We start from the raw sequence: 24,083 nt of genomic DNA on the forward strand, positions 1-24,083 counted from the left end.
CTCGCGGCGTCCGTCACGTCCGGCGTCTCAGTCCCCTGTCAGAGTGCGGGCCAGGCGTCGCAGGCCGCGGTGGGTGGCGGTGCGGACGGCGCCGGGGCGTTTGCCGAGGACGCGGGCGGCGGCCGGGGCGTCGAGGCCGACGATCACGCGCAGCAGCACGGCCTCCGCCTGGTCCCGCGGCAGGGAACGCACCAGTTCGAGGGCGCGCGCCGTGGACAGCGACTCCAGGGCCTGCTCGTGGGTGCTGTGCGGAGCCGCACGGTCCAGCGCGTCCTGGTCGAGCGCGGTGGTACGGGGCCGGGCGCGGCGGCGGCGCAGCTGGTCCAGGGCGCGATGGCGGGCGATGGCCGCCGTCCAGCCGCGAAAGCCCGCGCCGTCGCCGGTGAACCGGCCGAGGTCCCGCGCTATCTCCAGCCAGGCGTCGGCGGCCACGTCCTCCGCGTCCTCGCCGACCAGACCGCGCAGATAGCCGAGGAGACCGGGCTGCACGATCCGGTAGGCCAGCGCGAAGGCGCCCTCGTCGCCGTCTTGGGCGCGCGCGACGGCGGCGCCCAGCTCCGCGTCCCGCGGCCGCCGGCTGCGGGGCTGCCCTCCCTGGCCCAAGACCGTCCTCGTCGTGCCGCGTTCATGGCCACCGCGTGGCGCGTCCCGCACGGTGCGACACGCTCCGGCCGTGTCGGTCGCCTCCACGGTCATCAGCGTCCGCGCCGACGGAAGTGTCACAGCGGACGGCCCGTCAGAGGCCCCCGGCCCGTTCAGGCACCCGCCGTCGCGTCCCGGCACAACAGGCGCAGCGAGCCATGGCCCAGGAAGCAGCGCCGGGCCTCCTCGACGGGGTCCCAGAGCCGGCCGTCGGGCGTGCGCACCCAGTGCTCGCCGCCGGTCGCCCACCACTCGGCGCCGGTGCGGCGGACGACCACCTCACCGGCGTAGGCGCCGAAGCCGCGCAGCACGCTCGCGACCGCCTCGATGGGCGCCCCCTCGCGCCGTATCTCCTCGATCACCCGGTCCACGCGCCACAGGCTCTGCGCCGAGTAGTCGAGCCGGACCCGCGCGCCCTCGCGCATCGTGGCCACCGCGTCCGCCGCCCAGCGCACGGGCTTCGCGGCGGCGTGGGGCCTGGTGTCCCGCGGGGCACTCGCCACGGCGGCCGCGGCGGCGGTCGCGGAGGTCGGCGCACAGGTCGTCGTACCGGCGTTCAGATGGGTGTACGCATGAGCGTTCAGATGGGCGTTCACATAAGGGAAAGCGAGCGGGGCCGAGCTTTCGTCACCCTCTGAGGAAGCGTTTCACCAACCGTCGCAGGACCACCCCACCGCCCCCGCACGACCGGCACAGGACTCGCCCACCCGGCGGGTTCGCCCCCGCCCCGGCCCTCACGCCTCGCTTCTCTCCGCGCTCCCCCGCGCCCGCCGCGACACCACCGCGCGCAGCACCCGGCGCCCCTCGCCCGACACGTCCAGGGCGCGGCGCAGGCCCTGTCTGCCGTGGCCTTCGAGGAGTTCGAGGACGGTGATCTGGCGGCGCAGCTCGGCGGCGACGAGCGGCGGCAGCTCCTCGGTCCCGGCGGTGTCCGGGGCGCCCTCGGCCGCCGGGTCGAGCAGCCGGTGGACGCGCAGGGAGACGGCAGAGCAGGACTCGGCCCAGGGTCGTACGGCCTCGGCGGTGCGCTCCGCCGGGGCCGTGTCCAGCATGTGGGTGACGAGCCGCACCGCCTCCGCGTGCGCGCCCCCGCCGTCCCCCGCCTCCTCTTCCTCTCCGAGACCGAGGAGCGCGTCCCGCGCCTTCGCCAGCGGGCCGCCCCAGTCCGACCCGTCGGCGAGGCTCCCCCACAGCGGGCGCAGCAGTTCCCCGTCGCCGTCGAGCAACGGCAGGCACCGATCCAAACAGGCCAACCCGCTGGCGGCCAGCCCCCGTTCGTCGGCCCGCGCGATCCGTTCCCCAAGGCTCATGGAAGCCTCCCTGATCTGGGCGCCGACCGGTACGGAGCCCGCACTTCCCCTTACTGCGTGCCACCGGACGGAAGTGTCACAGCGGTCGAGTTTCAGCCAAAGGCGGGCAGGGCGCCGGGGCCCGCGAGGATCCGGCGCTGCTGCATCCGGGTCAGGTGGACGACGACCAGCACGGCGAGGATCGCGGCCGCGGCGTCCAGCGCGTCGGAGAACAGCATCAGCCGTGCGGCACTGACGAGTTCACCGGGGTCATGGGCGTCGGCGTACTGCCGGCCGGCGGCCCGGCTCACGAGGAGGCTGAGGATCCACAGCGTCCACCAGGCGTTGACCGGGGTGGTCCGGACGCGGGTGCCCGGCGGGACGCTGGCCGTCCAGGTGTCCAGCACGACCCGGCGCGGGAACCACAGGTTCACGATCGGCACGAACCAGCCCCCGATGGCCCAGCCGCGCTTCATGCGGTGCCCGTACGGCTCGAAGACACCGGCGTTCCGCCGCACCAGCCACAGCCAGCACAGGTAGACCACGGCCGCGGCCACCAGGGTGGCCCCCTGCGTGATGCTCGCCGCGTTGTAGAGCGTGTCGGCGCGGTGGGCCCGGCGGAGCAGGTCCTCGCCGACGCCGCCGCCGAGGAGGTCCTGGGCGGCGCTCGCCTCCATCTGGTCCGCGACGCAGGCGAACAGGTCGGCGGCGGCGACCAGCCCCAGCAGGACGGCCGCGGCCAGGCCGAGCCCGGCGGGCGAGCGCAGCCCGAAGCCGGGCCCGGGCGCGAAGGGCGGTGCGGGCGGTACGGGCGTGGGTGTGGCCATGGTCAGGTTCCCCCGAGGTGGAGACGACGACCGGCGGACCGCGTGCGATCCGCCGGAGATGTGAACAACGGAAGATACGACCGAAGATCACTGCGCGTCCACAGGGTTCACACAGCGCCACCCGCCCCCGGCGTCACCGCCCCCTCAACCCAGCCGGTCCGCCAGGGACTTGAAGTCCGTCCAGGACAAGGCGGGTGTGCCCGGATCCCAGAGCTTCTGGACGGTGGCCCGCAGCGGCATCCGGATGCCGGCCGCGACCTGCTCCGGCGTCTGCGCGCGCGGGAAGTCACCCCATACGGCGAAGGTGCCGCCGAGGATCTGATCGTCGTACTTCGCCGGGACGGCCGTGGTGCCGCGCACCACCCGCGGGTTCCACTGCTCGTAGATCCGCTGTCCGGTCGGGTAGACGAAGGTCTGCGGCTGGCCGAGGACGTAGTAGAGGAACTCGTCGTTGTAGTTGATCAGCTCGCGGCCGGCGCTCAGATAGTCCTGCGGCAGCCGGGCGCCGATCTCCTTGCCGGTCCAGTAGCCGACCTGGAGATCGCCCGCGGGGCGTACGGCGGTGGCGCTGCGGTAGAAGCCGTCGTTCCAGGCGCGCAGGGTCTTGCCGTGGGCGCGGACGGTGGCGGCGCGGTCGTTCAGCCACTGGGTGGTGAGGTCGGCGACGTTGCCGTTCGCGCCGAACTTCCGACGGGCGGCCGTGGCCAGCTGTGGGTAGGCGGTCTGCGGGTCGCCCGCCATCAGCGCCTGGTACTCGTCGCCGCCGAGGTTCCACTGCTTGCCGGTGAACAGCCCCGCGTACTCGTTCAGCAGGTCGTCGATCAGCTTGGCCGAGGCGGGCTTGGAGATGTCGATCGCGCCCTTGGTCACCACGCCGTTGCCGTTGCGCAGCCTGAGGTCGGGGTGGGCGGCGAGTACCGCGCCCAGGTGTCCGGGCGAGTCGAGTTCCGGTACGACGGTGATGTGCCGGCTGTCCGCCAGGTCCACGATCCGCTTGACCTGCGCCTTGGTGAGGTGGTCCGGGGAGACGATCTCCGGGTGGGTGCTGGACTCGATCCGGAAGGCCTGGTCGTCGGAGAAGTGCAGCCCCAGCTCGTTGTACTTCAGGTCCCCCAGCTCCCGTATCCGGTCCTCTATCCAGGACTCGGTGTACGGCTTGCGCGCGATGTCCAGCATGAACCCGCGCACCGGCTTGGCCGGTTCGTCGTGGACGACGCCCTCCGGTGCCGTACCGCCGCCGTGGACCTCCTGCTTCAGGGTCCGGGTGCCGTAGAAGACGCCCGCCCGGCCCGGCCCGCTGATGTCCACCCAGCCGCCCCGGACGGTCATGGTGTACGACTCCTGGTTGCCGCCCCCGACGCCCCCGCCGCCCAGGGACAGCCGCAGGTCGCCCGCCCTGGTGTCGTCCTTCCGGCCCGCGTAGCTCATCCCCAGCTCGCCGGCTATCAGCCTGCCCTCGTCGGCGAGCCCCGCGTCGCTGATCACCACGCGGTCACCGGGCCGCGGGCGCCAGCCGGGACCGCGCGCCGGGGTGTGGGAGCGCACCGCCGGGATCGTCCGCGGCGCCCGGGACATCGGATACGACCGAGCGGGCGAGGGACTCCTCTCGGCGACGGTCGCCTGGCCGGCCGAGCCCTGGTCGCCGCCGCCCGACGAGGCCCACACACCGACGCCCGCCCCGAGCGCGACGGCCCCGGCCACCGCCGCGGCCACCGCCGTCCGCTTCCGTTTGACCTCTCGCGCCGACGCCCGGCGCCTGTGCTGGCTCACTCGCCCAACGTACGGCCACCCGCCGCTCGAACGGTCACTCGAGCGTTCGCAAACTCTCCCGTCCGAGTGAATTTCAGACAGGACGCGGACACAGCGTCACCACTCTCGATAACCTGACGACACACCTTTCACAGCACTCCCCTGCCACACACGGCCTGTGACGCGAGGACCCACGCTGCCCGCACACCGCACCCCGCATCTGCCCCGGCCCCTCGACGCCTTCAACGCGGCGTCCGCCGCCGAGGCGCGGGCCCTTCTGCTGCGCTGCCTGCACAGCCCGCGCTGGTCCCACCGCGTCGCGGCCCACCGCCCCTACCCCGACCTGGACGCCCTCCTGGCCGCGGCGGACGAGGCGGCGTACGACCTGTCCCCGGCGGACCTCGCGGAGGCGCTGTCCCACGAGGCCCTGCCGGGACTGCCGGAGAACACGTACTCGGCGGCACACGTGGCTCTCGACGCCGCCCACGCGGCTTACGAATCCAAATTCGGACACGTGTTCGTCATCTCCCTGGACGGCGTCCCGCCGGCCGAGAGCGCCGACTACGTCCTGGAAGCCATCCAGTCACGATCGGCCAACGATCCCGACAAGGAGCGCGAGATAGTCGCGGACGAACTCCGCCGCCTCGCAAGGGGCCGGTTGGGCACTTGCCTCAGGGGCGCGCGGAACTGCGTGACCAGCCCAAACGCACCCGCACCCGGCAGATAAGGGGCATAACCACCCCGGTAGCCGCCCCGGCTAGCCCAACCGCGTGCCAGTTTGATCACACCGGTAGGCCCCCCGTAAGTCTCACCCCGCCGCACGGATACCATGCTGGGGGCCGGTGGACCGTACCCGGCCGGGCCCGACCGACAGTGAAGCCGGCGCGGCCCTAATCCCCGCTCCCGGAGGGTTCTTCCGTGCCGGCTGGAACGCTGTACCGCGGCCGGGAAGGAATGTGGTCCTGGGTGGCTCACCGAGTCACCGGCGTCCTCATTTTCTTCTTCCTGTTCGTTCACGTGCTGGACACCGCTCTCGTGCGTGTCTCCCCCGAGGCCTACGACAAGGTCGTGGCCACGTACAAGACGCCGATCGTCGCGCTGCTGGAGTACGGCCTCGTCGCCGCAATCCTCTTCCACGCGCTCAACGGTCTGCGCGTCATCGCCGTCGATTTCTGGTCGAAGGGCCCGCGCTACCAGAAGCAGATGTTCTGGACCGTGATGGGTGTCTGGATCGTGCTCATGCTCGGCGCGATCTACCCCGTGCTCGGCCACGCCGCTCGTGTTCTGTTCGGGAGCTGACGCCGATGTCTACCACTGAGACCACCGCCTCCGGGGTCGGCCCCGTCGAGGGTGCCGCCGTCTACAACGTGGACAACCCGGCGCCGCTGATCGAGGCCCCGCGCAAGCGGACCAAGAAGACCCCGAAGTCCACCCGCGGCAACTTCGAGCTGGCGGCGTGGCTGTTCATGCGCCTGTCCGGCATCGTGCTGGTCGTCCTCGTCATCGGCCACCTGGTGATCCAGCTGGTCCTGGACGGCGGCGTCTCCAAGGTCGGCTTCGCCTTCGTCGCCGGCCGCTGGGCCTCCCCGTGGTGGCAGGTCTGGGACCTGGCCATGCTGTGGCTCGCGATGCTGCACGGCGCCAACGGCCTGCGCACGGTCATCAACGACTACGCCGAGCGGCCTGCGTCCCGCATGTGGCTGAAGGCCCTGCTGTACACCGCCACGGTGTGGACCATCCTGCTGGGCACGCTGGTGATCTTCACCTTCGACCCGAACATCCGCTAGGCACGGGGCTGCGAGAATCATGAAGATCCACAAGTACGACACCGTCATCGTCGGCGCCGGCGGCGCGGGCATGCGTGCCGCCATCGAGGCGACGAAGCGCAGCCGCACCGCGGTCCTGACCAAGCTCTACCCCACCCGGTCCCACACGGGCGCCGCGCAGGGCGGCATGGCCGCCGCGCTCGCCAACGTGGAGGAGGACAACTGGGAGTGGCACACCTTCGACACGATCAAGGGCGGTGACTACCTGGTCGACCAGGACGCCGCCGAGATCCTGGCGAAGGAGGCCATCGACGCGGTCCTCGACCTGGAGAAGATGGGCCTGCCGTTCAACCGGACGCCCAACGGCACCATCGACCAGCGCCGCTTCGGCGGTCACTCCCGCAACCACGGCGAGGCCCCGGTCCGCCGCGCGTGCTACGCGGCCGACCGCACCGGTCACATGATCCTCCAGACGCTGTACCAGAACTGCGTCAAGGAGGGCGTGGAGTTCTTCAACGAGTTCTACGTCCTGGACCAGCTGATCAGCGAGGTCGACGGCGTCAAGAAGTCCGCCGGTGTCGTCGCCTACGAGCTGGCGACCGGCGAGATCCACATCTTCCAGGCGAAGTCGGTCATCTACGCCTCCGGCGGCACCGGCAAGTTCTTCAAGGTGACCTCCAACGCGCACACCCTGACCGGTGACGGCCAGGCCGCGTGCTACCGCCGGGGTCTGCCGCTGGAGGACATGGAGTTCTTCCAGTTCCACCCGACCGGCATCTGGCGCATGGGCATCCTGCTCACCGAGGGCGCCCGTGGTGAGGGCGGCATCCTGCGCAACAAGGACGGCGAGCGCTTCATGGAGAAGTACGCTCCCGTCATGAAGGACCTGGCGTCCCGTGACGTCGTGTCCCGCTCCATCTACACGGAGATCCGCGAGGGCCGCGGCTGCGGTCCCGAGGGCGACCACGTGTACCTGGACCTCACCCACCTGCCGCCGGAGCAGCTGGACGCCAAGCTCCCGGACATCACCGAGTTCGCGCGCACCTACCTCGGCATCGAGCCGTACACGGACCCGATCCCGATCCAGCCCACCGCGCACTACGCGATGGGCGGCATCCCGACCAACGTCGAGGGTGAGGTCCTGGCGGACAACACCACCGTCGTGCCGGGTCTGTACGCGGCCGGCGAGGTCGCCTGCGTGTCGGTGCACGGCGCCAACCGACTGGGCACCAACTCGCTGCTGGACATCAACGTCTTCGGCCGCCGCGCCGGCATTGCCGCCGCCGAGTACGCCCACACGGCCGACTTCGTCGAGCTGCCGGAGGACCCGGAGTCGTTCGTCGTCGAGCAGATCGAGCGGCTGCGCAACTCCACCGGCAACGAGCGGGTGGCCACGCTGCGCCGCGAGCTGCAGGAGACCATGGACGCCAACGTCATGGTGTTCCGCACCGAGCAGACGATCAAGACGGCGGTCGAGAAGATCGCCGAGCTGCGCGAGCGCTACAAGAACGTGTCCATCCAGGACAAGGGCAAGCGGTTCAACACGGACCTGCTGGAGGCCATCGAGCTGGGCAACCTGCTCGACCTGGCCGAGGTCATGGCCACGTCGGCGCTGGCCCGCAAGGAGTCCCGCGGCGGTCACTACCGCGAGGACTACCCGAACCGCGACGACGTCAACTTCATGCGCCACACCATGGCGTACCGCGAGGTGGGCGACGACGGCACCGAGTCCATCCGTCTCGACTACAAGCCGGTCGTCCAGACCCGCTACCAGCCGATGGAGCGTAAGTACTGATGGCTACCCCTGTTCTGGACAAGGCGGACGCGGCCGGCCGGCCCGAGCCCGGTTTCGCCGACTCCCCCTACATCACGGTCACCTTCCGGATCCGCCGGTTCAACCCGGAGGTCTCGGCGGAGGCCGTCTGGGAAGACTTCCAGCTGGAGATCGACCCGAAGGAGCGTGTCCTCGACGGTCTCCACAAGATCAAGTGGGACATCGACGGCACCCTCACGTTCCGCCGTTCCTGCGCGCACGGCATCTGCGGCTCGGACGCGATGCGGATCAACGGCAAGAACCGCCTCGCCTGCAAGACGCTGATCAAGGACATCAACCCCGAGAAGCCGATCACGGTCGAGCCCATAAAGGGCCTGACGGTCCTCAAGGACCTGGTCGTGGACATGGAGCCGTTCTTCCAGGCGTACCGGGACGTGATGCCGTTCCTGATCACCAAGGACACGAACGAGCCGACGCGCGAGCGTCTGCAGTCCGCGGAGGACCGGGCGCGCTTCGACGACACCACCAAGTGCATCCTGTGCGCCGCGTGCACGTCGTCCTGCCCGGTGTTCTGGAACGACGGCCAGTACTTCGGCCCGGCCGCGATCGTCAACGCCCACCGCTTCATCTTCGACTCGCGTGACGAGGCCGGGGAGCAGCGTCTCGAGGTGCTGAACGACCGGGACGGCGTGTGGCGCTGCCGTACGACCTTCAACTGCACCGACGCGTGCCCGCGTGGCATCGAGGTCACGAAGGCGATCCAGGAAGTCAAGCGGGCCCTGATCACTCGCCGCTACTGACGCGACACCTGGCACAATACGAGGGCCGTTCACCCGTTCGGGGGGACGGCCCTCGTATCTTGTCCACGCCTTTCACGACCTACCGGGGGCACCAGCGTGACCGAGCAGAACCCGTACCAGAGCGGCGTCGGCGACTGGGGCCCCGGCCATCCGCCCGCGCCCTCCGACACGCCGCCGCCGGGGTACGGCTACCCCGCCGCGGAGGCGCCCGCGCCGGGGTACGGCTTTCCGCAGCAGCCGGCCGCGGCGGGTGCCCTGCCGCCGGGCGGCGCTCCGCTGCTCGCCCTGGGCGACATCACGGTGATAGGCGATCAGATCATCACGCCGGCCGGGCAGATGCCGCTGCGCGGTGCGGTCTGGAACGCGACGGACATGTCGCGCACCGAGGAGAAGATACCGACGCACGCGATCGTCCTCGCGGTCGTGTTCGCCCTGCTCTGCCTGCTCGGGCTGCTCTTCCTGCTGATGAAGGAGAAGCGGACCACGGGCTACATCCAGGTCACCGTGACCAGCGCGGGGCGGCACCACCAGACGATGATCCCGGCGTACGGCCCGGACGCGTTCGCGGCGATCATGGGCCAGGTCAACTACGCCCGCTCGCTGAGCAGCATGTGAGCCGACGGCCCGGTCATCACGGGATCCGGGGAGCGGCGTCCTAACCTGACGACATGTCAGACGTAGAGTCGTACGAACTGCTCGGGTTCGACAACGTACTGCTCCCCGTCGGGGATCTCGCGGAGGCCGTCGGGTTCTACGAGCGGGCCGGGTTCGGGGTGGGGTTCCGGTTCGACGAGGCCGGGATCGCGCTGCTCACGGCGGGGAAGGAGACGCCCGGCGTCCTGCTGCGGGTGGAGGAGGCACTGGGCCACCGCAGTCCGCCGTGGCCCTCGCCGCGCCTGTGGCTGGAGGTGCCGGACGCGCGGGCGGCGGCGCGGCGGCTCGTCGCGGCGGGCATCGAGCCGATGGACGAGGTGTTCCAGACGGCGACCGGCTGGACGGTGGAGATCGCGGACCCCTGGGGCAACGTGCTCGGCCTGACGGACTACACCCGGCGCCCGGAGCTGGGCCGCCGAGGCTGAGCCGGGCGCCCGGACGGCACTGGTTAGGCTCTGTGGCGTGCCCGTGAAGAACGACGGTCCAGCGGCGGCCGGTACCCCCAGCAGCAAGTCCGAGCAGACCCGTGCGCTGATCCTGGAGACGGCCATGCGGCTGTTCCGGGAGCGGGGGTACGACAAGACCACCATGCGGGCGATCGCCCAGGAGGCGGGGGTCTCCGTCGGCAACGCGTACTACTACTTCGAGGGCAAGGAACACCTGATCCAGGGCTTCTACGACCGGATCGCGGCCGAGCACCGGCAGGCGGTCCGGGGGATCCTGGAGCAGGAGACGGACCTGGAGACGCGACTCGCGGGCGTGCTCACCACCTGGCTGGACATCGCGCGGCCGTATCACGAGTTCGCGGTGCAGTTCTTCAAGAACGCCGCCGACCCGGACAGCCCGCTGAGCCCCTTCTCGCAGGAGAGCGAGCACGCGCGCGAGCAGGCGATCCAGGTGCACCGGGAGGTGCTGGCCGGTTCGAAGGCCAAGGTGCCGGCCGAACTCCGGGACGTGCTGCCGGAGTTGCTGTGGCTCTCCCAGATGGGCCTCGTCATGTACTGGATCTTCGACCGCACTGAGAACCGCGAGCGCAGCTACCGCCTCGCCCGCCGCGGCGCCCGCCTCACCACCCGCGGCGTCACCCTCTCCCGCTTCCGCGTCCTGCGCCCCCTGGTCCTGGAGGTCCACGAACTGTTCACGGACTTCCTGCCGGGGATGACGCGGCTGCTGCCGGCTCCGGGGCGAAACCCGGCCGAGTGATCACTTTCGGGTGAAGGTGCGGGAAAGGGACGTCCGGCCGTCGGTCTGCCTACCATGATGTTCTCGATGCCGGTCCTTGGGAGGCACCTGATGTCCGCAGCAGCAGTCGAGCGATCTCATGACCGTCCGCTGACCGCGGAGGCCGCGCGGATCATGAAGCGCCTTCCGGGCTATCGCGTCGAGATCATCGGAGACCAGATCATCGTGTCCCCGCCCGCTGACGGCCCGCACGCCGACGTCCTGACCGACTTGATGGCTCCCTTCATGGCAGCCGGGTTGCACGGGACGGAATCCAGACTGGTCCAAGGGGTCGGTCTCTGGCTGCCGACTGGAGCCGAGGATTACGCCATCCCCGACCTCTCCCTGGTCGACGCCGACTACCGGGACCATTACATCGAGAACAACTGCTACGACCCCGTCTGCTTCCGCATGGTCCTGGAGGTCACCTCCGGCAACTTCCGGACCGACCTGCGCACCAAGGTGGCCGCCTACGCGGAGGCCAAGATTCCGGTCTACGTCATCGTCGACCGCAAGCACCAGCGTCTGCACGTGCTCACGGAGCCGGCCGGGAGCGAGTACGCGAATCATCGCGTGCACGCCCCCGGCGAGACCGTCGCGCTCCCCGACTCGCTGGGCGCCAAGGTCACCGTCGACGTCGAGCAGATCATCCAGACCGGGCAGAGCTGAGGCCGCCGGTCAGATCCAGTCCAGGCGCCACAGGCGGTACACGCCCGTGGCGTCCATCAGGTACTGGCCGCCGCCGACGTCCTCCGAGGTGACCGTGTACTCCTTGCGCTGCCACAGGGGGATCAGCGGGACGTCGTCGGCGATGGTGGACTGAATCTGCTGGAAGTCGGTGGCGGCGCGGCTGCGGTCGGCGAACTGCTGGCTGTTGCGGATGAGCTGGTCGACCGTCTTGTTGCTGTAGCCGGTGGCCATGGTGGAGCCGGTGCCGACGAGGGGCTGGCCGAAGGTGTCGGCGTCGGGGTAGTCCGCGACCCAGCCGACGGTCCACGCATCGAGCTTGCCCGCGGCCATCCGCTTCTGGAAGTCGGTCCACTCGTAACCCTTGACGTCGACCTGGAACAGGCCGCCCGCCTCCAGCTGCTTCTTCAGCGCCGCGGCCTCCTGCTCGCCGGGGCCCTGGCCCTTGCCGTAGGCGAAGGTGAAGCGGACCGGCAGGCTCACCCCGGCCTCGGTGAGCAGGGCGCGCGCCTTCTTCGAGCTCTGCGTCGGGTAGGTGTCGAAGAAGGACGTGGTGTGGCCGGTGATGCCGGTCGGGATCAGGGAGTACAGCGGGTCGACCGTGCCCTGGTAGACCGTGGCCGCCAGCTGCTCCCGGTCGACCAGCCAGGCGACCGCCCGCCGCACCCGTACGTCGTGCAGCGGGGAGCTGGCGCGGGTGTTGAGGTACAGGTTGCGGGTCTCGGAGGAGTCGGACTCGGACACCCGCTCCTTCGGGTCGCTCGTGTTCAGCCCGGCGAGCACGTCGGGCGGCAGCGTGCGCGAGGCCACGTCGATGTCCTTCGCCTTCCACGCCGCGTTCAGCTGCGCGGAGTCGCTGTAGTACCGCAGGTCGATCGGGCGGCCGGTGGAGGAGAGGTAGCCCTTGTAGGTCGGGTTCGGCGCGAGCCGGGCCTGTCGGCCCTTGGTGTACGAGGTGAGCCGGTAGGGGCCGGTGCCGTCGACCGAGGAGTCCTTGCGCAGCGAGTCCGCCGGGTAGGTCTCCCGGTCCACGATCGCGCCCGCGCCGGTGGCGACCTTCAGCGGGAAGGTGGCGTCCGGCGCCGACAGGTGGAAGGTGACGGTGCGCGCGTCGTCGGCGGTCACCGCGGACAGGGCGGCGAACAGGGAGGACGGGCCCACGTCGGAGTTGATCCGCTTGACCCGGTCGAAGGAGAACTTCACGTCCTGGGCCGTCATCGCCCGGCCGCTGGGGAACTTGATGCCGTCGCGCAGCGTGCACCGGTACGTCTTCAGATCGCTGCCGACGAAGGCACAGCTCCTGGCCGCGTCCGGCACCGGCTGCACCCCGTCCGGCTCGAAGCTCAGCAGCGTCTGGAACACATTGCTGAACAGGGCCCAGGAGCCCGCGTCGTACGCCCCGGCCGGGTCGAGCGAGGTGACCGCGTCCGTCGTCCCGACCGTGATGGTCCTGTTCTTGTTCTCCTGTGACGGCAGCAGCTTCCAGCCGCCGATGCCCACGACAGCCAGTACGAGCAACGTCACGACAATCCGCATGCGAACAGATCGCACGGTGGTGCCCTCCCCAGACCCTTGTGAGGCCCTACCCCTGGTCAGCACAAATTGCGCCACTCCCCTGAGTGACGCGGCTCACCCAATCACACGTGTTTCGGCGTGGGAAGGGCTTTCTGACCAGTTGTGGAAGAACTTGCCCAAGACGTTGTCTCCGCCGGGCGTCCGCCACACCTTCACAGCGTCTCCACAGGCGGGGGAGGAGATTCCGGTCACATGGGCGACGGCTCCCGGCGCAGGGCTCGCAGACCGCGCAACCCGATGCCCCCGATGACCGTCCCCAATACGAAGGAGACGATCGCCAGCACCAGGTGCACCCAGAAGTAGGCGGTCGGCCGGCCGTCATGGAAGGCGAGCCCACTGCCGTCCTTGACCAGGTTCTTTACGAAAGTGATCCAGATGAACCAGCTCCACACCCCGAAGGCGAGCAGGAACCAGGAGACCGGGCGGCTGAGTTTCATACCTCCAGTATCCGGGGTGCGCTCCGGGAGCAGGGGCTGGGTCCGGTCCACCCGGTGGGCCACGGGTACGTCCGGGGCCGTGCCCGCACTCCGTACGACCGCCCGGCGCTCGCTGCTGGCCGGCGCCGCGACCCTGCTGACCCTGACCGCCACCGCGCCCGCCGCACTCGCCGCCCCCGCCGCCGGCACCGCCCCGGCGGCCACGCCCCCGGCCCACATGTCGGCGCTCGGCGGTGCCCGGCTCGGACGGCCCGGCACCCAGGTGAACCTCGCGCCCGGCGTCCCGGTACTGCCCGAGGGCCTGACCGCGCGCTCCTGGATCGTCTCCGACGCCCAGACGGGCCAGGTACTGGCCGCCCACGACGCGCACTGGGCGCTGCCCCCGGCGTCCACCCTGAAGATGCTGTTCGCGGACACCCTGCTGCCCCGCTTCCCGCGCACGGCGGAGCACAAGGTGGCCGCGAAGGACCTCGCGGGCATGGGCGAGGGCTCCAGCGTGGTCGGTGTCAAGGCAGGCCGCAGCTACAGCGTCCGGGACCTGTGGCTGGGGGTGTTCCTGCGCTCGGGCAACGACGCCGTGCACGTGCTGTCCGCGATGAACGGCGGCGTCGCCCAGACCGTCCAGGACATGCAGCGCCACGCGGACGAACTCCAGGCCCTGGACACCCGTGTGGTCTCCCCCGACGGTTACGACGCGCCGGGCCAGGTGTCCTCGGCGTACGACCTCACCCTGATCGCCCGCTCCGGACTCCAGAAGAAGGACTTCCGGGACTACTGCTCCACCGTGAGCGCCGACTTCGACGGCAAGCAGATCCGCAACACCGACCGGCTGCTCAGCGGGGACACGGATGTGCCGGTCTACCAGGGCATCGCCGGGGTGAAGAACGGCAACACCACCCACGCGGGCGCCACCTTCACCGGAGTCGCCCAGCGCGGCAAGCGGGTGCTGCTGGTCACCGTGATGAATCCGCAGAAGCAGGAGCACAACGAGGTCTACAAGGAGACGGCGAAGCTGTTCGACTGGGGCTTCCAGGCGGCCGGCAAGGTCAAGCCGGTGGGCGAGCTGGTGCCGCCGCGGAGCGCCGCGCCGGCGAGTACAGCGCCGGGCGGCTCGCCGGAGGCGTCGGCGCCCGCCGGGCAGGCCGGTCCGAAGGCGGTGGCGGCCGCCGCGACCGGCTCGCGCGGGATCGGCACCGCGCTCGCCGTCGCGGGCGGGCTGCTCGTCCTGCTGGCGGGCGGCGTCTTCCTGGTCAACCGCCGGTGGCCGCTGCCGGACCTGATGCGCCGTCGGCCACGGCCGTGAGCTTCGGCGTCCCGCCCGGTGTGGCCGTCCAGGCGGCGCAGTACAGGACCAGTTTCGCGGTGAAGTTGATCCACAGCAGCAGCGCCACGGGGACCCCGAACGCGCCGTACATGCTCTTGGCGGCGACCCCCTGGATGTAGCCGCTGAGCAGCAGCTTCAGCAGTTCGAAGCCGACCGCGCCGAGCAGTGCCGCGAGCACCAGGCGGCGGCGCGGCGGCTCCACGCCGGGCAGCAGGGTCAGCACGTAGAGCAGGACGAGGAAGTCGGCGAGCACGGCGACGGCGAAGGCGGCGACCCACAGCAGCGCGGAGCCCCAGCCGTGCTGGGCGAGGCCCAGTCCGTCGGAGACCCGGCCGACGGCCGCCGTGGCGAGCGTGGACGCGGCGAGGGTGACGAGCAGGGCACCGCCGAAGCCGATCAGGATGCCGGCGTCCTTGGCCTTGGCGACCAGCGGGTTCTGGTCCTGGTCCGGCAGCTCCCAGACCGCGCGCAGGCAGTCCCGCACCTGGCCGACCCAGTTGACGCCGGTGAGCAGCAGCACGGCACCCGCGATGACGCCGACGGTGCCCGCGTTCTGGACCAGCGTGGTGATGTCCAGCTGCTGGGAGACGACCCCCGGAAACTGCTCGGCGACCTTGTGCTCGACGGTCTGCTGCCGGGCCGGGCTGAGCGTGGCCGCGGTGATCGCCGCGGCCACGGTGAGCAGCGGGAACAGCGCCACGAAGCTGACGAACGTCATCGCCGCCGCCAGCCGGGACCACTTCACCCGGTCGAGCCGCTCGTACGCCCGCCACGCGTGCGTGGCCGTCAGCCAGGTCACCAGCGGCCCGACGACGGGCAGTCTCTTCAGCCAGTCCATGATCCTTCCCTGCCCGGTGTGCGGTCTCCCATGTCCGGGTAGTCGCGACCGTTTCACGCAGCGGAAGCCCCGCCATCCCACTTTCGGGTGGTCTTCACCCCGACTAGGTGACGTTCGTGGATGAAGGGCACACATGCGGACGATACGGTCACGGGCATGCCTGTGAAGGACGCCCTCGCCCTGCCCCAGTCCCTGCTCGTCCTCGGCGGCACCTCCGAGATCGCGCTCGCCACCACCCGCCGGCTGATCGCCCGCGGGGCGCGCACCGTCTGGCTGGCCGGCCGCCCCTCCCCCGCGCTGGAGCAGGCCGCCGAGAGCCTGCGCGCGCTCGGCGCGGACACCCGTACGGTCGGCTTCGACGCCCTCGACCCCGCCTCCCACGAGACCGTGCTCGGCAAGGTGTTCGCCGAGGACGCCGTCGACCTGGTGCTGCTCGCCTTTGGCATCCTCGGCGACCAGGCCCACGACGAGCGGGTGCCGCTGCGGGCCGTGCGGGTCGCGCAGACCAACTACACCGGGGCGGTCTCCGCGGGTCTCGTCGCCGCGAGCGCCCTCCAGGCCCAGGGCCACGGCTCGCTCGTCGTCCTGTCCGCCACCGCCGCCGAACGCGCCCGCCGCGCCGACTTCATCTACGGTTCCAGCAAGGCGGGCCTCGACACCTTCGCCCAGGGCCTCGGCGACGCGCTGTACGGCACGGGGGTGCATGTGATGGTCGTACGACCCGGATTCGTGCGGACGAGGGCGACGGCGGGCCGGCCCCGCGAGCCGTTCGCCACGAGCCCTCAGGCGGTCGCCACCGCGATCGAACTGGGCCTGCGTCGGGGCGCGGAGACGGTGTGGGTGCCGGGTGTGCTGCGGCTGGTGACGGCCGCGCTGCGGCACACGCCACGGGCGCTGTTCCGCAGACTGCCGCTGTGACGGCCCGTCAGCGGCCGGCGATGGTCCCGCTGCCGATGCCGGCGGGGCCCGCCTGGGACGGTACGACCCGGCCGCCGAAGGCGTACTCGCGCAGCTTGCGCCAGGCTCCGTCGGCGCCCTGCGCGTACAGCGCGAACCCGGTGCACGGCCACTCGGCCTCGAAACCGGCCAGCTCCGCGAAGGCGCGGTCCATCGCCGCGTCCTCGATGCCGTGCGCCACGGTGACATGCGGGTGGTACGGGAACTGAAGTTCGCGGGCGCAGGGCCCGGTGGACTCGCGGACCCGCTGCTGGAGCAGGGCGCACTCCTCGGCGCCCCGCACGACGCGGACGTAGACCACCGGGGAGACGGGCCGGAAGGTGCCGGTGCCGTGCAGCCGCATCGGGAACGGGCGGCCGGCGGCGGCCACCTTGCCGAGATGGGCCTCGACGGCGGGCAGCGCGGCGCGGTCCACCTCGGTCGGCGGCAGCAGGGTGACGTGGGTGGGGATGCCGTAGGCCGCGGCGTCGCCGAAGCCCGCGCGCCGCTCCTGGAGCAGGCTGCCGTGAGGCTCCGGAACCGCGATCGACACGCCGATCGTTACGGTCCCCACGTCGTCTCCTGTCGTCGCGTCCGTCGTCTGCTCGGCCGACTCGTACGGGCCTTCGGCTCCGACTGTACGGCTATGGATGTCCTGTGGGCAGGCGCAACGGAAGTGATGTGCAGCGCTCTGCCCACGTGGACGTGCGAACGGCCGTGCGCCGTCGCGCCGGTTCCGTGCCCCCCGGCGCGAACCGTGCCGTCCGGTGCTCCGGTCAGCGCCTCGGCCGGTGCTCCGGTCAGCGCTTCGCCGGGAGGAAGCCGACCCGGTCGTACGCCTGCGCGAGGGTCTCGGCGGCGACGGCGCGGGCCTTCTCGGCGCCCTTGGCGAGGATCGAGTCGAGCGTCTCGGCGTCGTCCAGGTACTGCTGGGTGCGCTCCCGGAACGGCGTCACGAACTCGACCATGACCTCGGCGAGGTCGGTCTTGAGTGCGCCGTACATCTTGCCCTCGTACTCCCGCTCCAGCTCGGGGACCGGCTTTCCGGTGAGGACGGAGTAGATGGTGAGCAGGTTGGAGACGCCCGGCTTGGCCTCCGCGTCGTAGCGGATGACGGTGTCGGTGTCGGTGACCGCGCTCTTGACCTTCTTGGCGGTGGTCTTCGGCTCGTCCAGGAGGTTGATCAGGCCCTTCGGCGTGGACGCCGACTTGCTCATCTTGACCGCCGGGTCCTGGAGGTCGTAGATCTTCGCCGTCTCCTTGAGGATGTACGGCGACGGGATCGTGAACGTCTGCCCGAAGCGGCCGTTGAAGCGCTCGGCCAGGTCGCGGGTCAGCTCGATGTGCTGGCGCTGGTCCTCGCCGACCGGCACCTGGTGGGCCTGGTACAGCAGGATGTCCGCGACCTGGAGGACCGGGTACGTGAACAGGCCGACCGAGGCGCGCTCGGCGCCCTGCTTGGCGGACTTGTCCTTGAACTGGGTCATCCGGCTGGCCTCGCCGAAGCCGGTCAGGCAGTTCATCACCCAGGCCAGCTCGGCGTGCTCGGGCACGTGGCTCTGCACGAACAGGGTGCAGCGCTCCGGGTCCAGACCGGCGGCGAGGAGCTGGGCGGCGGCGAGGCGGGTGTTGGCCCGCAGCTCCTTGGGGTCCTGGGGGACGGTGATCGCGTGCAGGTCGACGACCATGTAGAAGGCGTCGTGGGTCTCCTGGAGGGATACCCACTGGCGGACGGCGCCGAGGTAGTTCCCGAGGTGGAACGAGCCGGCGGTGGGCTGGATACCGGAGAGCACGCGGGGCTTTTCAGCGGGGGCCATGTGGCCCATTCTCTCATCGGCTGGGGGTGGGCTCGGCCCTGGGCGGCGGGGCCGCGTATCCGATACGGCCCCGCGCCTTCAGTGCATTGCCCTGACGGCGTTGATCAGCCCAGGTCGACTTCCGGGTACAGCGGGAAGCCCGCGACCAGGTCCGTCGCGCGCTGGGCGATCTCGGCGGAGACCTTTTCGTCCAGGACGTGGGCGGCCTTGCTCGGCGCGCCGGACTTGGTGGTGCCCGGCTCGGTCGTGGTCAGGACGCGGTCGATCAGGCCGGCCACCTCGTCCATCTCCGCCGTGCCGAGGCCGCGGGTGGTCAGGGCCGGGGTGCCGATGCGGATGCCGGAGGTGTACCAGGCGCCGTTCGGGTCGGCCGGGATGGCGTTGCGGTTGGTGACGATGCCGGAGTCCAGCAGGGCGGCCTCGGCCTGGCGGCCGGTGAGGCCGTAGGAGGTCGCCACGTCGATCAGGTTGAGGTGGTTGTCCGTGCCGCCGGTCACCAGGGTCGCGCCCCGGCGCATCAGGCCCTCGGCAAGGGCGCGGGAGTTGTCCACGATGCGCTGCGCGTAGTCCTGGAACGCGGGCTGCCGGGCCTCGGCCAGGGCGACCGCCTTCGCCGCCATGACGTGCGGCAGCGGACCGCCGAGGACCATCGGGCAGCCCCGGTCCACCTGGTCCTTGAGGGAGTCGTCGCACAGCACCATGCCGCCGCGCGGGCCGCGCAGCGACTTGTGGGTGGTGGTGGTGACGATCTGGGCGTGCGGCACCGGGTCGAAGTCGCCGGTGAGGACCTTGCCCGCGACGAGGCCGGCGAAGTGGGCCATGTCGACCATGAGGGTCGCGCCGACCTCGTCCGCGATCTCGCGCATGATCCGGAAGTTCACCAGGCGGGGGTACGCCGAGTAACCGGCCACGATGATCAGCGGCTTGAACTCGCGGGCCTGGGCGCGCAGCGCGTCGTAGTCGATGAGGCCGGTCGCGGGGTCGGTGCCGTAGGAGCGCTGGTCGAACATCTTTCCTGAGATGTTCGGGCGGAAGCCGTGGGTGAGGTGGCCGCCGGCGTCCAGGGACATGCCGAGCATCCGCTGGTTGCCGAAGGCCTGGCGCAGCTCGGCCCAGTCGGCGTCGGTGAGGTCGTTGACCTGGCGGGCGCCGGTCTTCGCCAGGAAGGGGGCCTCGACGCGGTCGGCGAGTACGGCCCAGAAGGCGACGAGGTTGGCGTCGATGCCGGAGTGCGGCTGGACGTAGGCGTGCCGGGCGCCGAAGAGTTCGCGCGCGTGCTCGGCGGCCAGGGACTCCACGGTGTCCACGTTGCGGCAGCCGGCGTAGAAGCGGCGGCCGACGGTGCCCTCGGCGTACTTGTCGCTGAACCAGTTGCCCATCGCGAGGAGGGTCGCCGGGGAGGCGTAGTTCTCGGAGGCGATCAGCTTGAGCATCGCGCGCTGGTCGGTGACCTCCTGGCCGATCGCGTCGGCGACGCGCGGCTCCACCGCGCGGATCACGTCGAGGGCGGCGCGGAAGGCGGTGGACTCGGTGGACAGGTGCTGCTCTGGCATGGGGACCTCCGGACGGGGTGCGTTTCGGCGTTCACGTTCGGCCCAGGCGCACGGCACTGTTTCCCGCGGGCCGCTCCCCGATGGTCCGTCCCATCCCTGCGCGCCAGTCACGGCCCGTGGCTCAGCGTACCGGCCGGGTGGAGGCGGGGAGATCCGGCGTCCACCATGCGGGCGAGGGGCGCCGGCCGCGGTGCTCAGAGGATCACATGGGGCAGGAAGCGGGCGTACTCGTCGGTGACGGGGCTCGCCGACTCGCGGATGCCGAGGCCCGCGGGCTCGTCGTCGATGACCCAGGCGCCGAGGACGACGTGGTTGCCGTCGAAGGCGGGCAAAGTCGCGAGCTGCTGGTAGCAGCAGGGGTCGGGGCGGACGGCGGGCGGGCCGCCCGGCGGGTGCAGGGTGATGCCCGCCCCCTCGCGGCCCAGCAGCGGCTTGGCGGCGTAGCCGGTGGTGGCGGCGAGGTCGCGGGGGCCGTCGAGGTGGGCGGGCAGCAGGTTCGGGTGGCCGGGGTACAGCTCCCACAGGATCGCCAGCAGGGCCTTGTTGCTCAGGAGCATCTTCCAGGCCGGCTCGATCCACAGGGTGCTGCCGGTGCTGCCGCCGTTGTCCAGGGTGTCCAGGACATGGCCGCCGAAGGCGTCGGTGGTGAGCCATTCCCAGGGGTAGAGCTTGAACAGGGCGCGGATGAACCGGAGCCGCTTGTCCACGAAGCGGCCGGAGAGGGTGTCCCAGCCGATCTCCTCCATGGTGAGCCAGTCGGTCGCGAGGCCCGCCTGCTCCGCGGTCTCCTTCAGGTAGGCGACCGTCATCAGGTCCTCGCCCAGCTCGTCGGCGGCGGAGTGCGCGAAGTGCAGGAGACTTCCGGGCGGGAGCAGCGCGGACTGTCTGCGCCAGGAGTCCACCAGGCGTTCGTGCAGCGAGTTCCACTGGTCGGCGCCGGGGAAGCGATCCTCCATCCAGAACCACTGCGGGGAGGCGGCCTCCACCAGGGAGGTGGGGGTGTCGGCGTTGTACTCCAGCAGCTTGGGCGGGCCCGTGCCGTCGTAGCGCAGGTCGAACCGGCCGTAGAAGGAGGGGAGTTCGGCCCGGCGGTGCCAGGACTCGGTGACGGCGGCGGCGACGGCGGGGTCGGTGATGCCGAGGTCGGCGAGGCGGCCCCGCGCCACGATGTGCTCCGCCGCCGCCAGGCACATGGCGTGCAGTTCGGCGACCGTCTCCTCCAGCGCCTCGATCTCGGGCAGCGAGAAGACGTAGTAGGCGCTCTCGTCCCAGTAGGGGCGCAGGCTTCCGTCGGGGTGGCGGGTGAGCGGGTAGACGAGGCCCTGCTCCTCGACGGTGCGCTGCCAGCCGGGGCGGGGGGTGGTGGTACGGCGTTCCATGCGGCGGTCCCGGTCAGCCGCCGGAGCTGTGCGAGCCGCCGCCGAAGCCGCCGCGGTGCACGCCGCCGGAGCCGGAGCCGTAGTGCGTCGAGGAGTGGTTCGTGGAGTGGCCCGTCGAGTGCCCGGAGCCGGTGCGGGGCTTGGTGAAGGAACCGCCGTCCACCCAGGAGCCCTTCGTCTTGCCGCCGTAGTACCAGGCGCCGTCGACCGCCGACTTGACCGCCTTGCAGTTCTTGCCGGAGACGACCTTGTAGCCCTTGGTGTAGCTGTAGCTGTTCCGGTCCACGCAGCGCTTGTCCGGCTCCGAGGAGCAGGCGGTGAGCGCGGCGGCCAGCAGGCCGACGCTGCCGAGGACCACCGTGCCGGAGCGCAGCCGTCGCCTGGTTTCGGCCATGTTCGTGTCTCCCCCGTGTGCGATGTGCGGTGCGGCAAGCCTAGAGAGGGGTGAGAGAACCGGCCAAGGGGGGTGAGCATGACAGGGTGGTGGCGGGGCTCCCTTAGAGTCCCTTTGTGCTCTTTGGAATGGTGTGCGCCCTTGGCGCGGCGGTCTGTTTCGGTACCGCGACGGTGTTGCAGGCGGTGGCGGCGCGACAGGCCGGTCCCGGTGGCGGCGGTGAGGCGGCGCTGCTGCTGCGGGCGTTGCGGCAGTGGCGGTACATCGCCGGGCTCGGGCTGGACGGGCTGGGCTTCCTGTTCCAGATCGCGGCACTGCGCTCGCTGCCGATCTACGCGGTCGGCGCCGCCCTCGCGGCCAGCCTCGCGGTGACGGCGGTGGTCGCGGCGCGGCTGCTGGGGGTGCGGCTGCGCGGCATGGAGTGGGGCGCGGTGGGGGTGGTGTGCGCCGGGCTCGCGATGCTGGGCCTCGCCTCCGGGCCGGAGGGCGGCAAGGCCGGTGCGGACACGCTGCGGTGGGTGATGCTCGGGGTGGGGGTCGGGCTGCTGCTGCTCGGGCTCGCGGGCGGGCGGCTGTCCGGGCGGGCGCGGGGGCTGGTGCTCGGGCTCGGCGCCGGGTTCGGGTTCGGGGTGGTCGAGGTGTCGGTCCGGCTGATCGACAGCCTCGCGCCCGCCACGCTGTTCACCAACCCGGCGGCGTACGCCCTGGTGTTCGGGGGCGGTGCCGCCTTCATGCTGCTGACCTCGGCCCTCCAGCGCGGCTCGGTCACCACGGCGACCGCCGGGATGGTGATCGGCGAGACGCTCGGCCCCGCGGCCATCGGCGTGGTCTGGCTCGGCGACCGCACCCGCGAGGGCATGGCCTGGCTGGCCGTGCTGGGCTTCGCGGTGGCCGTGGCCGGCGCCCTGGCCCTGGCCCGCTTCGGCGAGGCCCCGGCGACGGAGCCGGCGGAACAGGCCACCGAAGGCTGACGACCGCGGCGGACCTTGCCGAGCGGGCCGGTGACGGGGACCGGCGAGCGGGGCGCGGAAGGGTGACGGGCCGGTGCCGGGGACCGGCGAACGGGTCGGCGAAAGGCGGCGGGCCGGTGACGCGGGCCAGCGAGCGGGCCGATGGCGGGGACCCGCGAGTGGGCCGGTAACAGGGCCGGCGAGCGGGCCGCGGAAGGGTGACGGACCGGTACCGGGGACCGGCAAACCGGTCGGCGAAAGACGGCAGACCGGCGACGGGACCGCCGAGTGAGCCGGTGGCAGGGCCGGCGAGCGGGCCGGTGGCGGGGTCGGCGAGCGGGCCGGTGGCAGGGCCGGCGAGTGGGGCGCGGAAGGGGGCGGGCCGGTGGCGGGGACCGGCGAACGGGTCGGCGAAAGGCAACGCGGGCCGGTGGTGCGAGGGTTCTGGAAGACGAGGGACCGGCTGCGCCCCCCGCAGCGCAACCGGTCCGGGCACCATCCTGCGGTCTGCGGCCGTCGGTGACCAGGAAGCGGATTTTCAGGAACGTAGACTTCCGGTATTTGGCGGGCCGGTGAGGCGGCCCGCGCCGAGAGGGAGTGGGGATGGACCGGGATGCCCTGCGGTCGCTGCTGCGGCACAAGCGTTCGCTGATCGATCCCGTCGAGCTGGGCTGGCCCCGCCGTACCGGCCGAGGCCGGCGGTCCGCCGGGCTCTCGCAGGCCCAGGTGGCGCACGCGCTGTACGTCTCCGAGCGCACCTACGCCCAGTTGGAGCGGGGCGACATGCCCTCCCCCGCGTCCGAGTTCCTCGACGCGGTCGCCGGGGTGCTGCGCATGGCGGAGCCGGAGCGGTCCGCGCTGTACGTCTACGCGCTGGGCCACGAGCCGCCGGTCCCCATGAACCCGGAGGCCGGCACGCGGGTGGACCCGGCCTGGTTCACGGCGGTCCAGAGCATGTCCGGCGTGCCCTGCTACGTCAACGACGTGGCGTGGAACCTGCTCGCCTGGAACGACGACTTCCTGCGCATGTTCCCCCGACGGGAGGGCGCGCCACCGGAGTTGCCCGAGCGGAACGTGATGCGCTGGCTGCTGCTGCGCGAGGAGGCGCGCGAGCACCATCTGGTGGACTGGGAGCAGCGGTGGGCGGCACCGGTGGCGGCCCAGCTGCGGGCGGCGGTGGCGGCCCACCCGGACAACCCCGATCTGCGGCAGCTGGACGCGGAGGTGAACGACGACCCGGTGGTGGGGCCCGTCTACCGCCGGCACGACATCACGTACGTGCAGCAGGACGGGGACACCCGCCCGGTACGGCACGCGGGGCTCGCAGCCGGCCGCGCCGACCGGTGCTGCGCCGAACACGCCCCGTCCACGCGGGGCCTGGTGACCCTGTGCGCGGCGCAGCCGCTGGGTTCGCCGGGCGCCCGGTTCTTCTCCCTGGTCTTCCGCCCGGCGGCCCACTGAACCGCCGCCC

The 24,083-nt window shown here is 71.5% G+C and carries 26 protein-coding genes and 1 riboswitch; of the genes, 13 read left to right on the forward strand and 13 right to left on the reverse strand.

Annotated features, from left to right (window positions below; all coding sequences use genetic code 11):
* Window positions 1-27: 27 nt before the first annotated feature.
* From ACE4Q9_RS12840 to ACE4Q9_RS12860, 5 genes are all read right to left on the reverse strand, one after another.
* Entirely contained in the window at window positions 28-603 is a 576-nt protein-coding gene (locus tag ACE4Q9_RS12840) for an RNA polymerase sigma factor (protein WP_397984381.1), read from the reverse strand.
* 152 nt (window positions 604-755) lie between these two features.
* Entirely contained in the window at window positions 756-1,145 is a 390-nt protein-coding gene (locus ACE4Q9_RS12845; protein WP_397987198.1) for a hypothetical protein, read from the reverse strand.
* A 231-nt stretch (window positions 1,146-1,376) separates the two neighbouring features.
* Window positions 1,377-1,952 (reverse strand): hypothetical protein, encoded by a 576-nt coding sequence (locus tag ACE4Q9_RS12850; RefSeq protein ID WP_397984382.1) that lies wholly within the window; start codon window positions 1,950-1,952, stop codon window positions 1,377-1,379.
* A gap of 92 nt (window positions 1,953-2,044) precedes the next feature.
* Window positions 2,045-2,758, reverse strand: a complete 714-nt coding sequence (locus tag ACE4Q9_RS12855; RefSeq protein WP_397984383.1) for a DUF4328 domain-containing protein — start codon at window positions 2,756-2,758, stop codon at window positions 2,045-2,047.
* A 144-nt stretch (window positions 2,759-2,902) separates the two neighbouring features.
* Window positions 2,903-4,528, reverse strand: a complete 1,626-nt coding sequence (locus ACE4Q9_RS12860) for a glycoside hydrolase family 20 protein (protein WP_397984384.1) — start codon at window positions 4,526-4,528, stop codon at window positions 2,903-2,905.
* Between the two features lie 157 nt (window positions 4,529-4,685).
* On the opposite strand from ACE4Q9_RS12860, the gene ACE4Q9_RS12865 reads away from it, so the two are divergent.
* The 9 genes from ACE4Q9_RS12865 (at window position 4,686) to ACE4Q9_RS12905 (ending at window position 11,391) form a co-directional block, all read left to right on the forward strand.
* Window positions 4,686-5,234 (forward strand): 2-oxo-4-hydroxy-4-carboxy-5-ureidoimidazoline decarboxylase, encoded by a 549-nt coding sequence (locus tag ACE4Q9_RS12865; RefSeq protein ID WP_397984385.1) that lies wholly within the window; start codon window positions 4,686-4,688, stop codon window positions 5,232-5,234.
* Between the two features lie 191 nt (window positions 5,235-5,425).
* Window positions 5,426-5,806 (forward strand): succinate dehydrogenase, cytochrome b556 subunit, encoded by a 381-nt coding sequence (gene sdhC, locus ACE4Q9_RS12870; RefSeq protein WP_145483083.1) that lies wholly within the window; start codon window positions 5,426-5,428, stop codon window positions 5,804-5,806.
* A gap of 5 nt (window positions 5,807-5,811) precedes the next feature.
* Window positions 5,812-6,294: a succinate dehydrogenase hydrophobic membrane anchor subunit gene (locus ACE4Q9_RS12875; RefSeq protein ID WP_180329749.1), complete on the forward strand. Its 483-nt coding sequence runs from the start codon at window positions 5,812-5,814 to the stop codon at window positions 6,292-6,294.
* A gap of 19 nt (window positions 6,295-6,313) precedes the next feature.
* Window positions 6,314-8,068, forward strand: a complete 1,755-nt coding sequence (gene sdhA, locus ACE4Q9_RS12880) for a succinate dehydrogenase flavoprotein subunit (RefSeq protein WP_397984386.1) — start codon at window positions 6,314-6,316, stop codon at window positions 8,066-8,068.
* Window positions 8,068-8,847 carry a succinate dehydrogenase iron-sulfur subunit gene (locus tag ACE4Q9_RS12885; protein WP_397984387.1) on the forward strand — a complete coding sequence of 260 codons (780 nt, stop codon included), beginning with the start codon at window positions 8,068-8,070 and terminating at the stop codon, window positions 8,845-8,847. The genes sdhA and ACE4Q9_RS12885 overlap by 1 nt, the downstream gene beginning before the upstream one ends.
* A 96-nt stretch (window positions 8,848-8,943) precedes the next feature.
* Window positions 8,944-9,462 (forward strand): hypothetical protein, encoded by a 519-nt coding sequence (locus tag ACE4Q9_RS12890; protein WP_397984388.1) that lies wholly within the window; start codon window positions 8,944-8,946, stop codon window positions 9,460-9,462.
* Between the two features lie 53 nt (window positions 9,463-9,515).
* Complete coding sequence (locus ACE4Q9_RS12895) at window positions 9,516-9,926, forward strand: VOC family protein (protein ID WP_397984389.1); 411 nt, start codon at window positions 9,516-9,518, stop codon at window positions 9,924-9,926.
* Between the two features lie 37 nt (window positions 9,927-9,963).
* Window positions 9,964-10,704, forward strand: coding sequence for a TetR family transcriptional regulator (locus ACE4Q9_RS12900; protein ID WP_397984390.1), 741 nt, complete (start codon window positions 9,964-9,966; stop codon window positions 10,702-10,704).
* Window positions 10,705-10,794: 90 nt separating this feature from the next.
* Window positions 10,795-11,391 carry a Uma2 family endonuclease gene (locus tag ACE4Q9_RS12905; RefSeq protein ID WP_397984391.1) on the forward strand — a complete coding sequence of 199 codons (597 nt, stop codon included), beginning with the start codon at window positions 10,795-10,797 and terminating at the stop codon, window positions 11,389-11,391.
* A 9-nt stretch (window positions 11,392-11,400) separates the two neighbouring features.
* On the opposite strand, the gene ACE4Q9_RS12910 is transcribed toward ACE4Q9_RS12905, so the two are convergent.
* Entirely contained in the window at window positions 11,401-12,945 is a 1,545-nt protein-coding gene (locus ACE4Q9_RS12910; RefSeq protein ID WP_397984392.1) for an ABC transporter substrate-binding protein, read from the reverse strand.
* 227 nt (window positions 12,946-13,172) lie between these two features.
* On the reverse strand, window positions 13,173-13,421 hold the full coding sequence (locus ACE4Q9_RS12915) for an SCO4848 family membrane protein (protein WP_159704337.1): 249 nt from the start codon (window positions 13,419-13,421) through the stop codon (window positions 13,173-13,175).
* 79 nt (window positions 13,422-13,500) lie between these two features.
* On the opposite strand from ACE4Q9_RS12915, the gene ACE4Q9_RS12920 reads away from it, so the two are divergent.
* Window positions 13,501-14,724 carry a D-alanyl-D-alanine carboxypeptidase family protein gene (locus tag ACE4Q9_RS12920; RefSeq protein ID WP_397984393.1) on the forward strand — a complete coding sequence of 408 codons (1,224 nt, stop codon included), beginning with the start codon at window positions 13,501-13,503 and terminating at the stop codon, window positions 14,722-14,724.
* Here ACE4Q9_RS12920 and ACE4Q9_RS12925 read toward each other — a convergent pair.
* On the reverse strand, window positions 14,672-15,583 hold the full coding sequence (locus ACE4Q9_RS12925; RefSeq protein ID WP_397984394.1) for a YihY/virulence factor BrkB family protein: 912 nt from the start codon (window positions 15,581-15,583) through the stop codon (window positions 14,672-14,674). The two genes, ACE4Q9_RS12920 and ACE4Q9_RS12925, sit on opposite strands and share 53 nt — an antisense overlap.
* Window positions 15,584-15,745: 162 nt before the next feature.
* On the opposite strand from ACE4Q9_RS12925, the gene ACE4Q9_RS12930 reads away from it, so the two are divergent.
* Window positions 15,746-16,501 carry an SDR family NAD(P)-dependent oxidoreductase gene (locus tag ACE4Q9_RS12930; protein WP_397987199.1) on the forward strand — a complete coding sequence of 252 codons (756 nt, stop codon included), beginning with the start codon at window positions 15,746-15,748 and terminating at the stop codon, window positions 16,499-16,501.
* Between the two features lie 7 nt (window positions 16,502-16,508).
* On the opposite strand, the gene ACE4Q9_RS12935 is transcribed toward ACE4Q9_RS12930, so the two are convergent.
* The 5 genes from ACE4Q9_RS12935 to ACE4Q9_RS12955 all read right to left on the reverse strand — a co-directional run bounded on the left by ACE4Q9_RS12935 (window position 16,509) and on the right by ACE4Q9_RS12955 (window position 21,662).
* A complete protein-coding gene (locus ACE4Q9_RS12935; RefSeq protein ID WP_397984395.1) occupies window positions 16,509-17,093 on the reverse strand; it encodes a 2'-5' RNA ligase family protein in 585 nt (194 codons plus the stop codon).
* A 226-nt stretch (window positions 17,094-17,319) separates the two neighbouring features.
* Window positions 17,320-18,336 carry a tryptophan--tRNA ligase gene (gene trpS, locus ACE4Q9_RS12940; protein WP_397984396.1) on the reverse strand — a complete coding sequence of 339 codons (1,017 nt, stop codon included), beginning with the start codon at window positions 18,334-18,336 and terminating at the stop codon, window positions 17,320-17,322.
* A 104-nt stretch (window positions 18,337-18,440) separates the two neighbouring features.
* On the reverse strand, window positions 18,441-19,889 hold the full coding sequence (locus ACE4Q9_RS12945; protein WP_397984397.1) for a glycine hydroxymethyltransferase: 1,449 nt from the start codon (window positions 19,887-19,889) through the stop codon (window positions 18,441-18,443).
* Window positions 19,890-19,922: 33 nt separating this feature from the next.
* A riboswitch (ZMP/ZTP riboswitch) is annotated at window positions 19,923-20,010 on the reverse strand.
* A 73-nt stretch (window positions 20,011-20,083) separates the two neighbouring features.
* Window positions 20,084-21,268: a glutathionylspermidine synthase family protein gene (locus ACE4Q9_RS12950; RefSeq protein ID WP_397984398.1), complete on the reverse strand. Its 1,185-nt coding sequence runs from the start codon at window positions 21,266-21,268 to the stop codon at window positions 20,084-20,086.
* Window positions 21,269-21,281: 13 nt separating this feature from the next.
* Complete coding sequence (locus ACE4Q9_RS12955; protein ID WP_397984399.1) at window positions 21,282-21,662, reverse strand: hypothetical protein; 381 nt, start codon at window positions 21,660-21,662, stop codon at window positions 21,282-21,284.
* A 128-nt stretch (window positions 21,663-21,790) separates the two neighbouring features.
* Here ACE4Q9_RS12955 and ACE4Q9_RS12960 point away from each other — a divergent pair, with 128 nt between their 5' ends.
* A complete protein-coding gene (locus ACE4Q9_RS12960) occupies window positions 21,791-22,633 on the forward strand; it encodes a DMT family transporter (protein ID WP_397987200.1) in 843 nt (280 codons plus the stop codon).
* Window positions 22,634-23,215: 582 nt separating this feature from the next.
* The gene (locus ACE4Q9_RS12965) at window positions 23,216-24,073 is read left to right on the forward strand and encodes a helix-turn-helix domain-containing protein (protein ID WP_397984400.1); all 858 of its coding nucleotides are present in this window, start codon (window positions 23,216-23,218) and stop codon (window positions 24,071-24,073) included.
* The last annotated feature ends 10 nt before the right edge of the window (window positions 24,074-24,083 follow it).

This window comes from Streptomyces sp. AM6-12, from assembly GCF_044327085.1.
In the GTDB taxonomy this organism is placed as follows: Bacteria; Actinomycetota; Actinomycetes; order Streptomycetales; family Streptomycetaceae; genus Streptomyces.